The organism is Pseudomonas sp. 2hn (genome assembly GCF_019646095.1).
GTDB lineage: Bacteria > Pseudomonadota > Gammaproteobacteria > Pseudomonadales > Pseudomonadaceae > Aquipseudomonas > Aquipseudomonas peradeniyensis.
Genome location: NZ_CP081016.1, coordinates 1033128 through 1046095 on the forward strand (window position 1 = coordinate 1033128; position 12968 = coordinate 1046095).

Below are 12968 nucleotides of genomic sequence, written 5' to 3' on the forward strand. Positions count from 1 at the left end.
AGCGCTATTCACCGGCCATAGTTAAGGGACGACTTGGAGGGCCATGGCCATGGAACGTCTGACCCGCGTTCTGGGCGCCTTGACCCGCTGGGGGCTGGGAATCTGCGCCCTGCTGGCGGTGCTGGTGGCGCTGTATGTCAGCCTCGGTCGGCAACTGGTGCCCCTGGTTGCAGAATACCGTGCCGACGCCGAACTCAAGGCCGAACAGGCCTTGGGCATGCCCGTGCACGTCGGTGCCCTGGAGGGGCGCTGGAGTGGCCTGGCGCCGGTGTTGCGCGTGCGCGACCTGCAGTTGGGCGAAGGCACGGCGGCCCTGCGCCTGGACGACGTCAAGCTGGTACCCGACCTGTGGGCCAGCCTCAAGGCCCGTGAAGTGCGCCTGGCGCGCATCCAGCTCAGCGGGCTGCAACTGATCCTGCGCGAGAGCGAGCAGGGAACCTGGACCCTCGAAGGCCTGCCGCAGAAGGATGATTCGCCGCTCGATCCGGCCGATGCGCTCAAGCGCCTGCGCCAACTGGGGCGGATCGATGTGTTCGACAGCCAGGTCACCCTGCATCCCTGGCAACGCGATCCCCTGACCCTCACCTATGTCAGCCTGGGATTGCAGGCCGGGGCGTCGCGCCAGAGCGTCGACCTGCGCGCGACGCTGCCCGATGGCCAGCCCTTGGCCCTGAGCCTGAACAGCCGCGCCACCGCCAAGGCCTGGCGCGACGGTCGCGTGCAGGCCTACCTGAGCCTGCCGCAAAGCGATTGGGCGCGCTGGCTGCCGCCGCAGCTGCTGGGCCAGTGGCAGGCCGACACCCTGCGTGCCGGTGGCGAGTTCTGGATCGACTGGAGCAAGGGGCAGTTGCAGCAGGCGATGGTTCGTCTCAACGCCCCGCAGCTCAAGGGCGCCTACACCGGGCGCAAGGCCATCACCCTGGACAACCTGGCCCTGTCGGCCTGGTTCCAGCGCCAGGACCAGGGCTTCGACGTCGTTGTCGACTCCCTGGCCATGAGCCTGGGCAAGACCCGCTGGGAGTCTCACCTGCAACTGGCGCAGCGTCCTGGTCAGAGCCCGGCCGAGGAAAGCTGGCAGGTGCAGGCCGACCGCCTCGACCTGACCCCGCTCACTCCGGTGATCGACGCCCTGGCGCCGTTGCCGGACAAACTGATGACGGTGGTCGACGCGCTCAAGGTGACCGGCGCGCTGCGCAACGTGCGCCTGGACATCCGCCCCAAGGCCGAGGGCGACCAGCGCCTGCAGTTCGCCGCCAACCTGGAGAAAGTCGGCTTTGACGCCTATCACGGCGCGCCGGCCGCCGGCAACGTCAGCGGCGCCATCAGCGGTGACCTCGGGCACGGCGAACTGCGCCTGGATACCCAGGCCTTCATGCTGCATCTGTACCCGATCTTCGGCAAACCCTGGCATTACCCGAAGGCCAACGCACGGCTGACCTGGACCCTGGACAAGGAAGCCTTCACCCTGGTGGCTCCCTACATCAAGGTGCTGGGCGACGAGGGCAAGATCGCCGCGGACTTCCTGATTCGCATCCACCTGCAACCGGGCCATGAAGACTACATGGACCTGCGCGTCGGCCTCACCGAGGGCGACGGTCGCTACACCGCCAAGTACCTGCCCGAGGTGCTCAGCCCGGCCCTGGACGAATGGCTGCGCAGCGCCATCGTCAAGGGCAATGTCGACGAGGGTTACTTCCAGTACCAGGGCTCGCTGCATCACAACGCGCCGCCCCATGCCCGCGATATCAGCCTGTTCTTCAAGGTCCACGACGCCGCGCTGGATTTCCAGCCGGGCTGGCCGCAGGTGCAGCAGGTCGACGGCAATGTCTACATCGAGGACACCGGCGTGCGCATCCAGGCCCGCAAAGGTCTGCTGCTGGACACCCAGGTCAGCGATGTCAGCGTCGACATTCCCCATGTCGAGGGCGACCAGCACAGCCACCTGTTCCTCGATGGCGACTTCGACGGCAGCCTCGGCGATGGCCTGAAGATCCTCAAGGAAGCGCCCATCGGCACGGGCGAGATCTTTGCTGGCTGGGAGGGTGAAGGCCCGCTCAAAGGCAAGGTCAAGCTCGATATCCCCCTGGCCCATGGGCAACGGCCCAAGGTGCTGGTGGACTTCGCGACCCACGACGCGACCCTGAAAGTGGCGCCGCCGAGCCTGGAACTGACCCAGCTCAAAGGCGACTTCGCCTTCGATTTCGACAAGGGCCTGAGTGGCAAGGACATCAGCCTGCACGCCTTTGGCAAGCCGGTGACCGCGCAGATCACCGCCGAAGGGCAGGGTGGGCAGATCCAGACCCGCATCAACGCCAATGGCCAGGTCGGCCTCAAGGCCCTGACCGACTGGTTGCAGTACCAGCAGCCGCTGCCCGCCTCGGGTGAGCTGCCCTATCAGTTGCAGGTGACACTCGGCAGTCGCGACAACCGGTTGAGCGTCAACTCCTCGCTCAAGGGGCTGGCCATCGACTTGCCAGCGCCGTTTGGCAAGGCCGCCGGGGAAATACGCGACAGTCGCTTCGGCCTGACCCTGCAAGGCCCCGAGCGGCGCATCGATGCCAGCTACGCCGACCTTGCCCGCTTCGCCTACGCTGCGCCCACCGACAAGCTGGCCCAGGGACGTGGCGAGCTGCTGCTGGGCACGGGCGAAGCCAGCCTCCCCAGCGGCCAGGGCCTGCGTGTGCGTGGCCGGCTTGAGACCCTGGACCTGGCCCCCTGGCAGCAACAGATGGAGCGCCTGGCCGGCAAGGATCCGGGCGGCAGCGCCCGGCAGAACCTGCAGAGCGTGGACCTGAGCATCGGCCAGCTCAAGGCCTTCGGCATGGACCTCAACCAGGCGGTGATCCGCCTGATGCGCGGCGGCCCGGCCTGGGACCTGCGCCTGGACAGCAGGGAAGTCATCGGCAATGCCCGTATTCCCGATGCCAAGGCCACGCCCATGACCGTCCGGCTGCAGAGCCTGCGCCTGCCGCCGGCCGACCCGAATGAAGCCCAGGACGAGAACGCGCCGGACCCATTGGCCGGGGTCGACCCGCGCAAGGTGCCGCCGCTGGACCTGACCATCGACAAGCTGTATCGCGGCGACGACCTGTTCGGCAGTGTCAACCTGAAGCTGCGCCAGACCGCCAAAGGCATGGCCATGAGCGATGTCGACCTGGACCTCAAGGGGCTGCACATTGATGGCAGCGGTGGCTGGGAAGGCGAGCCGGGCAGCAGTTCGAGCTGGTACAAGGGCCGCCTGGACGGCAAGAACCTGGGTGATGTGCTCAAGGCCTGGGGCTTTGCGCCCACGGTCACCAGCCGCGACTTCCGCATGGACGTGGACGGCCGCTGGCCGGGCTCGCCGGCCTGGGTCAGCCTCAATCGCTATTCCGGCAGCCTCGACGCGGCCTTGCGCAGCGGCCAGTTCGTCGAGGTCGAGGGCAGCGCCCAGGCCTTGCGGGTGTTCGGGCTGCTCAACTTCAACTCCATCGGCCGGCGCCTGCGCCTGGACTTCTCCGACCTGTTCAGCAAGGGCCTGGCCTACGACCGGGTCAAGGGCCTGCTGGTGGCCAGCGAAGGGGTCTACGTGACCCGTGAGCCGATCACCGTCACCGGTCCGTCGAGCAACTTCGAGCTCGACGGCACCATGGACTTCGTCCGTGACCGGGTCGATGCCAAGCTGCTGGTGACGCTGCCGGTGACCAACAACCTGCCGCTGGCCGCGCTGATCGTCGGCGCGCCGGCGATCGGCGGCGCGTTGTTCCTGGTCGATCGCCTGATCGGTGACCGGGTGGCGCGCTTCGCCAGTGTGCACTATCGCGTCGAAGGTCCGGTCAAAGAGCCTAAAATCACCTTTGTGAAACCTTTCGACAAATAACCTGGGGTGGTCATGACGTCAGCTGTGATCCAGATGGTCAGCCAGGACGATGTGCTGGCCAACCTGCAACGTGCCACGGCACTGCTCGAGCAGGCCGCCGCCGGTGGCGCGCGCCTGGCGGTGCTGCCGGAGAACTTCGCCGCCATGGGCCGGCGCGACGCCGCGGCCATCGGTCGGGCCGAGGCGCTGGGCGAGGGGCCGATCCTGCCATGGTTGAAACGCACCGCCCGCGACCTCAGGTTATGGATAGTCGCCGGTACCTTGCCGCTGCCGCCGGTCGGCCAGCCGCACGCCAAGGCCCACGCCTGCTCGTTGCTGGTCGATGAGCACGGCGAGATCGCCGCCCGCTACGACAAGCTGCACCTGTTCGATGTAGACGTGGCCGACAACCGTGGCCGCTACCGTGAGTCGGACGACTACGCCCACGGCAGCCAGGTGGTGGTGGCCGACACGCCCGTGGGCCGGCTGGGCCTGTCGGTGTGCTACGACTTGCGCTTCCCCGAGCTGTACAGCGCCTTGCGCGCCGCCGGGGCCGAGCTGATCAGCGCACCGGCGGCGTTTACCGCGGTGACCGGAGCGGCGCATTGGGAAGTACTGATTCGCGCACGGGCCATCGAGACCCAGTGCTATGTATTGGCGGCCGCCCAGGGCGGCCTGCATCCGGGGCCGCGGGAAACCCACGGCCAGGCGGCGATCGTCGACCCCTGGGGGCGGATCGTCGCGCAACAGGCGCGGGGCGAAGCGGTATTGCTTGCCACGCGCGACAGTGAAGAACAGGCGTCCATCCGGGCGCGCATGCCGGTGGTCACGCACCGGCGCTTTTTCTCGCAGGACGCCTTGCGGCCTGCGCACACCTCGGAGTGACTATGAGCGAGATTTTATCCACCGTCAGCGAGCAGCTCCTGGCCCCGGGCGGCCTGACCCTCGACAGCCTGCAGACGGTGCTGGGCGAGCTGGCCGGCCCCGGCATCGATGCCGCCGACCTGTATTTCCAGGGCCAGATCTCGGAAACCTGGGCGCTGGAGGACGGCATCGTCAAGGAGGGCAGCTTCAACCTCGACCAGGGCGTGGGCGTGCGTGCCCAGTCCGGCGAGAAGACCGGCTTCGCCTACAGCAACGCGATCAACCTCGAAGCCCTGACCTCGGCGGCCCGCGCCGCCCGCTCGATCTCCCGTGCCGGGCAGGACGGCAAGGTGCAGGCGTTCCGCAGCCAGGATGTGACTGCCCTGTACGCGTCTGACAATCCACTGGATGTGCTGAGCCGCGCCGAGAAGGTCGAGCTGCTCAAGCGCGTCGATGCCGCCACCCGCGCCCTCGACCCGCGTATCCAGCAGGTCAGCGTGAGCATGGCCGGGGTCTGGGAGCGGATCCTGGTCGCCGCCGCCGATGGCAGCCTGGCCGCCGATGTGCGTCCGCTGGTGCGTTTCAACGTCAGTGTGATCGTCGAGCAGAACGGTCGTCGCGAGCGCGGTGGGCAGGGCGGTGGCGGTCGTACCGACTATCGCTTCTTCACCGAGGAGCGGGTGATGGGCTATGCCCGCGAGGCGCTGCGTCAGGCCCTGGTCAACCTCGAGGCGATCCCGGCGCCGGCTGGCACGTTGCCGGTGGTACTCGGCCCGGGTTGGTCCGGCGTGCTGTTGCACGAGGCAGTCGGTCACGGGCTGGAAGGCGATTTCAACCGCAAGGGCAGCTCGGCGTTCAGTGGGCGTATCGGCGAGCAAGTGGCCTCGAAACTGTGCACCATCGTCGACGACGGTACCCTGGAAGGCCGCCGCGGCTCGCTCAGCATCGATGATGAAGGCACGCCGACCGAGTGCACCACGCTGATCGAGAACGGCATCCTCAAGGGCTACATGCAGGACAAGCTCAACGCCCGCCTGATGGGCATGGCGGTGACCGGCAACGGCCGGCGTGAATCCTACGCCCACCTGCCGATGCCGCGCATGACCAACACCTACATGCGCGCCGGCGACAGCGACCCCGAGGAAATCATCAAGTCGGTGAAGAAGGGCATCTACTGCGCCAACCTCGGCGGTGGCCAGGTGGATATCACCAGCGGCAAGTTCGTGTTCTCCACCAGCGAGGCCTACCTGATCGAGGACGGCAAGATCACCGCGCCGGTGAAGGGCGCGACCTTGATCGGCAATGGCCCGGAGGCGATGCGGGGTGTGTCGATGGTCGGCAACGACCTGGCGCTGGACAGCGGCGTGGGTACGTGCGGGAAGGATGGGCAGTCTGTGCCGGTAGGCGTTGGCCAGCCGACCCTGAAGCTGGATGCGATCACTGTCGGTGGTACAGGGGCTTGATGATCAATCGCGGGGCAAGCCCGCTCCCACGCAGCCTTTCCAGGCATCTGTGGGAGCAGGCTTGCCCCGCGATGGCCTCAACGCAGGCCGCGCTGGACCTCGTCGAGGTCGCGGATGTACTTGAACACTTTACGCGCAGCCGCAGGCGGCTTGTTCCGCGCCTTCTCGTGCTGGGCATGGCGGATCAGCGAGCGCAGGTGCTGGCGATCGGTGTCGGGGAACTCGTTGACGAAGCGTTCGAGGTCCTCGTCGTTGCCGTCGATCAGACGGTCGCGCCAGCGCTCGAGGCCGTGAAAGCGCTCGTTGTACTGGCGAGTCGAGCTGTCGACCTGCTCGAGCACGGCATGGATGGCGTCCAGGTCCTGCACGCGCATCAGCTTGCCGACGAACGACATGTGGCGTTTGCGGGCGCCGTGGGCGGTGTGCTTGCTGGCTTCTTCCAGCGCCTTGCGCAGCTCGTCGGTCAACGGCAGGCGGGCCAGGGTGTCGGCCTTGAGGGTGGTGAGGCGCTCACCGAGCTCGACCAGCGCATGCAGCTCGCGCTTGATCTGGGTTTTGCTTTTTTCGCCGTCGAAGGCGTCGTCGTAAGAATCAACCATGGGGGCAGTCCGCAGGAAATCGCCGCCATGATAACCAGTCGGGGGCCGCTTGTCCGGCCCGGTCGTAGAATGACCCAAGCCGAACGCAGAATTTTCAGTGGAGAGAACCATGAGTGCAGTCCAGAGCGTAGGCCCCAAGGACCTGCCGGCGTTGCAGGAACAGGTCGAGGCGATCGTTGCCGAGGCGCGCCGCCAGGGCGCCAGCGCCTGCGAAGTGGCGGTGTCGCTGGAGCAGGGCCTGTCCACCACGGTGCGCCAGCGCGAAGTCGAGACGGTCGAGTTCAACCGCGACCAGGGCTTCGGCATCACCCTCTACGTTGGCCAGCGCAAGGGTTCGGCCAGCACCTCGGCCAGCGGCCCTGAGGCGATCCGCGAGACCGTCGCGGCGGCCCTGGCAATCGCCAGGCACACCTCCGAGGACGAGTGTTCGGGGCTGGCCGATGCCGCCTTGATGGCCCGCGAGATCCCTGACCTGGACCTGTACCACGACTGGGACATCGAGCCGGAGAAGGCCATCGAGATGGCGCTGGCCTGCGAGGCGGCGGCGTTCGATGCCGACAAGCGCATCCTCAACGCCGACGGCACCACCCTCAATACCCACCAGGGCGTGCGGGTCTATGGCAACAGCCACGGTTTCATTGGCGGCTACGCGTCCACCCGGCACAGCCTGAGCTGCGTGATGATCGCCGAGGCCGAAGGGCAGATGCAGCGCGACTACTGGTACGACGTCAATCGCCAGGGCAACCTGCTGGCCGACCCGCGCAGCATCGGCCAGCGCGCCGCGCAACGCGCCGCCAGCCGCCTGGGCGCGCGTCCGGTGCCGACCTGCGAGGTGCCGGTGCTGTTCTCGGCGGAGCTTGCCGGCGGCCTGTTCGGCAGCTTCCTGTCGGCGATTTCCGGCGGCAACCTGTACCGCAAGTCATCGTTCCTCGAAGGCACCATCGGCCAGCGCCTGTTCCCCACCTGGCTGACCCTCGACGAGCGACCGCACATCCCGCGTGCGCTGGGCAGCGCGGCGTTCGACGGCGATGGCCTGGCCACCTACGCCAAGCCGTTCGTCGACAAGGGCGAGCTGGTGTCCTACATCCTGGGCACCTATTCCGGGCGCAAGCTGAGCCTGCCGAGCACCGCCAACGCCGGGGGCGTGCACAACCTGTTCGTCACCCATGGCGTTGAGGACCAGGCGGCATTGATTCGCCGCATGGGCCGCGGCCTGCTGGTGACTGAGCTGATGGGGCATGGCCTGAACATGGTGACCGGTGACTATTCCCGTGGCGCGGCGGGCTTCTGGGTTGAAAACGGCGAGATCCAGTTCCCGGTCCAGGAAGTGACCATCGCCGGCAATATGAAGGACATGTTCCAGCAGATCGTGGCGATCGGCAGCGATATCGAGACCCGCAGCAATATCCACAGTGGCTCGGTGCTGATCGAGCGGATGACGGTGGCGGGCAGCTGATCGGCGCTCTATTGGCTGGGGAGGGTGGGAGCGGGCTTGCCCCGCGATAATCTCACCTGCAATCGCGAGGCAAGCTCGCTCCCACGCTGCCCTGCTCATGTCTTGTAAAAGACCCGGCCATCGCGCCGGGTTTCTTTTGCCCATCGCCTGGCTTGAACTGATTCTATTTATCACATAATAATGAATATCATTATCCAGTAACCCGGCGATGATGTTCATGAAACCCGTCCTCCACGAACTGCCCTACCTGGAAAACTGGCGCTGGCTCAGCCGGCGCATCCGCTGCGCGCTCGAACCCGACGAGCCGCGCCTGATCGAGCATTACCTGGCCGAAGGTCGCTACCTGGTGTGCTGCACCGAAACCTCGCTCTGGACCGTGGCGCTGACCGCCTTCCGCCTGCTGCTGGATACCGCCAACGATCGCATGCTGCCGTGGCATTGGCGCTGCCTGTGCCTGGACCAGGCCTGGCGGCCCTTGCTCGACCTGCGCAACCTCGATCGCTGCGAACAGAACCAGCGTTGGCAGCCCTACGCGATGCAGCTCGCCAACAGCGTGCTGCTGCCGTCGATTTCTCCCGAAGAACTGATGCAAGGACTTGAAGATGAGTGATACCCGTATCGAGCGTGACAGCATGGGTGAACTGCAGGTGCCGGCCCAGGCCCTGTACGGTGCCCAGACCCAGCGCGCGGTCGACAACTTCCCGGTCAGCGGCAAGCCGATGCCGGCCCAGTTCATCCGTGCCCTGCTGCTGGCCAAGGCGGCGGCGGCCAAGGCCAACGTCGAGCTGTCCCAGCTGAGCGCGGGGCAGGGCGAGGCCATCGTCAAGGCGGTGGAGCAACTGCTGGCCGGGGATTTCATCCAGCACTTCCCGGTGGATGTGTTCCAGACCGGCTCCGGCACCAGCTCGAACATGAACGCCAACGAGGTCATCGCCACCCTGGCCAGCCGCGTGCTGGGCGAGCCGGTCAATGCCAACGACCACGTCAACTGTGGCCAGAGCAGCAACGACATCATCCCCACCACCATCCACGTCAGCGCCGCCCTGGCCCTGCACGAGCAGTTGTTGCCGGCCCTGCGCCATCTCACTCAGGTGATCGAGGCCAAGGCGCTCGAAGTGCACAAGCACGTGAAGACCGGCCGCACCCACCTGATGGATGCCATGCCGGTGCGCATGAGCCAGGTGCTCGGCGGCTGGGCCGCGCAGGTCAAGGGCGCCCAGGCGCATATCGAAGCCACCCTGCCGAGCCTGCAGGCGCTGGCCCAGGGCGGCACCGCCGTGGGCACCGGCATCAACGCCCATCCGCTGTTCGCCGCAGGCTTTGCCCGCCAGTTGAGCGGCCTGACCCAGGTCAAGTTCACCCCCGGCGAGAACCTGTTCGCCCTGATCGGCTCCCAGGACACCGCCGTGGCCCTGTCCGGCCAGCTCAAGACCGCCGCCGTGGCGCTGATGAAGATCGCCAACGACCTGCGCTGGATGAACTCCGGCCCGCTCGCCGGCCTCGGTGAAATCGAGCTGCAGGGCTTGCAGCCGGGCTCGTCGATCATGCCGGGCAAGGTCAACCCGGTGATCCCGGAAGCCACCGCCATGGTCGCCGCCCAGGTGATCGGCAACGACGCCACCATCGCCGTGGCCGGGCAGTCGGGCAACTTCGAGCTCAACGTGATGCTGCCGGTGATCGCCCGCAATCTGCTGGAAAGCATCGAGCTGATGGCCAACGTCAGCCGCCTGCTGGCCGACAAGGCCATCGCCAGCTTCAAGGTCAACGAAACCAAGCTCAAGGAGGCGCTGTCGCGCAACCCGATCCTGGTCACCGCGTTGAACCCCATCATCGGCTACCTCAAGGCCGCCGAGATCGCCAAGACCGCCTACAAGCAGGGTCGTCCGATCATCGACGTGGCGCTGGAGCACACCGACCTGTCGCGTGACCAGCTCGAGGCGCTGCTGGATCCGGAAAAACTCACCGCCGGCGGCATCTGAGCCCGGGCCGCCCAGGAGACACGTCATGCAGCACTGGAAACGCACCACGCAAGACGCCAACCGCCTGTTCGAGCAGGGCGAGCTGGTCGATGCCCGGGAACACTACCTGCAAGCCCTGGCCCTGGCCCAGGTGCTATTCGAGCGCTGGCATGACGTCGACGAGGCGGTGGCCGCACTGGTCATTGCCCATCACAACCTGGCCGACCTGCACTTGCGCCTGAACCAGCCGCAGGAAAGCGCCGACTACCTGTGCGCGGCGCACCAGCGGCTGCTCCAGGCCAGCCAGGATCCGCGCCTGCCCCAGGCCCTGCGCGACGCCGCGTTGCGCCACAGCGGGCGCACCTACACCGAGTTGCTGAGCTTCATCGCCGAATACGGCCAATACCCGCGTACCGAGCGCCTGCTCAACCGGCAGGCCCCGGTGGCCGGCGAGCTGGTCGCACATACGGATATCACTGATCGCACACCTGCCTACGGAATCCACTGACATGCCGCATACCTTGCCTGCGTTGCCCTATGCCTACGATGCGCTGGAACCGCACATCGACACCCAGACCATGGAGATCCACCACAGCAAGCATCACCAGACCTACATCAACAACCTCAACGCCGCCATCGAGGGCACCGAGTGGGCCGAATGGCCGGTGGAACGCCTGGTGGGCGCGGTCAAGCAACTGCCCGAGAAGCTCCAGGGCGCGGTGATCAACCAGGGCGGCGGGCATGCCAACCACACCCTGTTCTGGACCGTCATGTCGCCCAAGGGCGGCGGCCAGCCGGCAGGGCAGGTGGCCAAGGCCATCGATGCGCAGCTCGGCGGCTTCGAGGCGTTCAAGGAGGCCTTCACCAAGGCCGCGCTGACCCGTTTCGGCAGCGGCTGGGCCTGGTTGAGCGTGACCCCGCAGAACACGCTGGTCGTTGAGAGCAGCGGCAACCAGGACAGCCCGCTGATGCACGGCAACACGCCGATCCTCGGCCTGGACGTGTGGGAGCACGCCTACTACCTGAAGTACCAGAACCGTCGTCCGGAATACATTGGCGCCTTCTACAACGTGGTCGACTGGGCCGAAGTGGAACGTCGCTACCTTGAAGCCCTGAAACGAGTCTGACCGGTATGCGCTCCGAGGTGATGTCTGTCAGCAGTGTGCGCCTGTTCCGCCTGGCGCTTGGGACCTTGCTGTTGCTGGTTGGCACCGCGTTGCTGGTGGCGCGGGGCATCGCCTGGCTGGACCTGGAGCCGCGCATGTTGCGTGCCCTTGAGGGCGGCGCATTGTGCGCGCTGGGGACGGCGTTGGGCGCGGTACCGGTATTGGTGATCCGTAACATGCCGGTGGCCGTGGCCGACACCTTGCTCGGCTTCGGCGCCGGGGTGATGCTGGCGGCCACCGCATTCTCGCTGATCATGCCCGGGCTGGATGCGGCCCAATCCATCGGTTTCAGCCCATGGGGCGCCGGTGGCCTGATCAGCGGCGGCCTGCTGTTCGGCGCGCTGTGCCTGTTCCTGGTCGACCTCAAGGTTTCCGGCACCTCGCCAGAGGCCCTGGTCGGCAACGATCAGCAGCCGGTGATCGCGGCGCGGATCTGGTTGTTCGTCATTGCCATCATCGCCCACAACATCCCCGAAGGCATGGCCATCGGTGTGTCCGCCGGCGGGGGCATGCCTGATGCCGACAGCCTGGCCATGGGCATCGCGCTGCAGGATGTACCGGAGGGCCTGGTGATCGCGCTGGTGCTGGCCGGGGCCGGCATGCCGCGGTTCAAGGCGTTCCTGATCGGCGCGGCGTCAGGGCTGGTCGAGCCGCTGGCTGCGGTGATCTGCGCCTGGCTGGTGAACATCGCCGAACTGCTGTTGCCGCTGGGCCTGGCCTGCGCGGCGGGGGCGATGCTGCTGGTGGTGACCCAGGAGATTATTCCCGAATCGCGCAGCAACGGGCATCACCGCCTGGCGAGCCTGGGGCTGTGTGTCGGGTTCTGCCTGATGATGGTGATGGACACGGCGCTGTCGTGAGAGGAGCAGGGGATGGAGTCAGCTTCTCGTTGGGCGTTGCTCAGGCGAAGATGACCTCCACCCGCCCTTGGGGACGTGAACGCGGTGCGGCCTTGACCACGATCTGCACGTCGCGGCCAAGGCGTGCCAGGCAGTCGATCATCTTGCTTTCGCTGATACCACGGAATTTTCCGCGAATCATTTCCGATACTTTTGGCTGAGGCAGGCCAAGGATTTGCGCGGCTTGCATCTGGGTCAGATGGCGGGCCTTGATGATGCTGCAGATCTTGCTCGCCAGGCGTGCCTTGACCAGCATCTCGTCTGCATCCGGGTAGTTGAGGTCTGCGTAGACATTGCCGCTGCCCTGTTCGATTTCGCTCATGCCTGGATTCCTTCTGAGTGGGCCTGTGCAAGCTTCAATCGCTTGCGCACCAGGGCGATGTCTGTTTCGGGCGTCCTGATGCCCGCCTTGGACTTCTTCTGGAAGCAATGCAAGACATACACCGCAGTGCCAAGGCGTACGGTATAGACCGCGCGATAGGCGTTGCCGTCATGGTCTTCCACGACTTCGAGCACGCCAGCGCCTGAAAATCCTCTTAGGACTTTAGCCTGTAGGTGCCTGCCTCCTGTCTGAGCCAGGTGCAGAGCAAAGCCGACGGTTTGCTGGACGTCCTCGGGGAGGCACAGCAGATCCTTTTTGCTGCTTGCGACCCAGTAAAGCGGCTTGGGTTGCCTGTCCGATTCCATGAAATCACCTGCTGAATTTATACCTATATAGGTATAAA

The 12968-nt window shown here is 66.2% G+C and carries 12 protein-coding genes; 9 read left to right on the forward strand and 3 right to left on the reverse strand.

The window, feature by feature from the left end; genetic code table 11:
* Positions 1–43 precede the first annotated feature (43 nt).
* The 3 genes from K2O50_RS04805 to tldD are packed head-to-tail and all read left to right on the forward strand — an operon-like array spanning position 44 to position 6165.
* Positions 44–3859, forward strand: coding sequence for a YhdP family protein (locus K2O50_RS04805; protein ID WP_050704084.1), 3816 nt, complete (start codon positions 44–46; stop codon positions 3857–3859).
* Positions 3860–3871: 12 nt separating this feature from the next.
* Positions 3872–4723 carry a carbon-nitrogen hydrolase family protein gene (locus tag K2O50_RS04810; RefSeq protein WP_050704085.1) on the forward strand — a complete coding sequence of 284 codons (852 nt, stop codon included), beginning with the start codon at positions 3872–3874 and terminating at the stop codon, positions 4721–4723.
* Between the two features lie 2 nt (positions 4724–4725).
* Positions 4726–6165 carry a metalloprotease TldD gene (tldD, locus tag K2O50_RS04815; RefSeq protein WP_050704086.1) on the forward strand — a complete coding sequence of 480 codons (1440 nt, stop codon included), beginning with the start codon at positions 4726–4728 and terminating at the stop codon, positions 6163–6165.
* Between the two features lie 77 nt (positions 6166–6242).
* Here tldD and yjgA read toward each other — a convergent pair whose 3' ends face one another.
* Positions 6243–6764 (reverse strand): ribosome biogenesis factor YjgA, encoded by a 522-nt coding sequence (yjgA, locus tag K2O50_RS04820; protein WP_028689647.1) that lies wholly within the window; start codon positions 6762–6764, stop codon positions 6243–6245.
* Between the two features lie 109 nt (positions 6765–6873).
* Here yjgA and pmbA point away from each other — a divergent pair, with 109 nt between their 5' ends.
* The 6 genes from pmbA to K2O50_RS04850 all read left to right on the forward strand — a co-directional run bounded on the left by pmbA (position 6874) and on the right by K2O50_RS04850 (position 12204).
* Positions 6874–8220, forward strand: coding sequence for a metalloprotease PmbA (gene pmbA / locus K2O50_RS04825; RefSeq protein ID WP_050704087.1), 1347 nt, complete (start codon positions 6874–6876; stop codon positions 8218–8220).
* Positions 8221–8428: 208 nt separating this feature from the next.
* Complete coding sequence (locus tag K2O50_RS04830) at positions 8429–8830, forward strand: hypothetical protein (RefSeq protein WP_050704088.1); 402 nt, start codon at positions 8429–8431, stop codon at positions 8828–8830.
* Entirely contained in the window at positions 8823–10199 is a 1377-nt protein-coding gene (locus K2O50_RS04835; RefSeq protein ID WP_050704089.1) for a lyase family protein, read from the forward strand. The genes K2O50_RS04830 and K2O50_RS04835 overlap by 8 nt, the downstream gene beginning before the upstream one ends.
* 25 nt (positions 10200–10224) lie before the next feature.
* Positions 10225–10686 (forward strand): DUF2753 family protein, encoded by a 462-nt coding sequence (locus K2O50_RS04840; RefSeq protein ID WP_050704090.1) that lies wholly within the window; start codon positions 10225–10227, stop codon positions 10684–10686.
* Position 10687: 1 nt separating this feature from the next.
* Positions 10688–11305, forward strand: coding sequence for a superoxide dismutase (locus K2O50_RS04845; RefSeq protein ID WP_050704091.1), 618 nt, complete (start codon positions 10688–10690; stop codon positions 11303–11305).
* A 5-nt stretch (positions 11306–11310) separates the two neighbouring features.
* The gene (locus tag K2O50_RS04850; RefSeq protein ID WP_050704092.1) at positions 11311–12204 is read left to right on the forward strand and encodes a ZIP family metal transporter; all 894 of its coding nucleotides are present in this window, start codon (positions 11311–11313) and stop codon (positions 12202–12204) included.
* A 40-nt stretch (positions 12205–12244) separates the two neighbouring features.
* Here K2O50_RS04850 and K2O50_RS04855 read toward each other — a convergent pair whose 3' ends face one another.
* Entirely contained in the window at positions 12245–12565 is a 321-nt protein-coding gene (locus tag K2O50_RS04855; protein WP_050704093.1) for a helix-turn-helix domain-containing protein, read from the reverse strand.
* The gene (locus K2O50_RS04860; protein WP_050704094.1) at positions 12562–12930 is read right to left on the reverse strand and encodes a type II toxin-antitoxin system RelE/ParE family toxin; all 369 of its coding nucleotides are present in this window, start codon (positions 12928–12930) and stop codon (positions 12562–12564) included. Before K2O50_RS04860 ends, K2O50_RS04855 begins: the two co-directional genes overlap by 4 nt.
* Between the last annotated feature and the right edge of the window lie 38 nt (positions 12931–12968).

What these genes read in the sequence shown, in the direction of transcription:
- K2O50_RS04805 (WP_050704084.1), top strand. Translation starts at nt 44, where the DNA reads ATGGCCATGGAACGTCTGACCCGCGTTCTGGGCGCCTTGACCCGCTGG.
- K2O50_RS04810 (WP_050704085.1), top strand. Translation starts at nt 3,872, where the DNA reads ATGACGTCAGCTGTGATCCAGATGGTCAGCCAGGACGATGTGCTGGCC.
- tldD (WP_050704086.1), top strand. Translation starts at nt 4,726, where the DNA reads ATGAGCGAGATTTTATCCACCGTCAGCGAGCAGCTCCTGGCCCCGGGC.
- yjgA (WP_028689647.1), bottom strand. Translation starts at nt 6,764, where the DNA reads ATGGTTGATTCTTACGACGACGCCTTCGACGGCGAAAAAAGCAAAACC.
- pmbA (WP_050704087.1), top strand. Translation starts at nt 6,874, where the DNA reads ATGAGTGCAGTCCAGAGCGTAGGCCCCAAGGACCTGCCGGCGTTGCAG.
- K2O50_RS04830 (WP_050704088.1), top strand. Translation starts at nt 8,429, where the DNA reads ATGATGTTCATGAAACCCGTCCTCCACGAACTGCCCTACCTGGAAAAC.
- K2O50_RS04835 (WP_050704089.1), top strand. Translation starts at nt 8,823, where the DNA reads ATGAGTGATACCCGTATCGAGCGTGACAGCATGGGTGAACTGCAGGTG.
- K2O50_RS04840 (WP_050704090.1), top strand. Translation starts at nt 10,225, where the DNA reads ATGCAGCACTGGAAACGCACCACGCAAGACGCCAACCGCCTGTTCGAG.
- K2O50_RS04845 (WP_050704091.1), top strand. Translation starts at nt 10,688, where the DNA reads ATGCCGCATACCTTGCCTGCGTTGCCCTATGCCTACGATGCGCTGGAA.
- K2O50_RS04850 (WP_050704092.1), top strand. Translation starts at nt 11,311, where the DNA reads ATGCGCTCCGAGGTGATGTCTGTCAGCAGTGTGCGCCTGTTCCGCCTG.
- K2O50_RS04855 (WP_050704093.1), bottom strand. Translation starts at nt 12,565, where the DNA reads ATGAGCGAAATCGAACAGGGCAGCGGCAATGTCTACGCAGACCTCAAC.
- K2O50_RS04860 (WP_050704094.1), bottom strand. Translation starts at nt 12,930, where the DNA reads ATGGAATCGGACAGGCAACCCAAGCCGCTTTACTGGGTCGCAAGCAGC.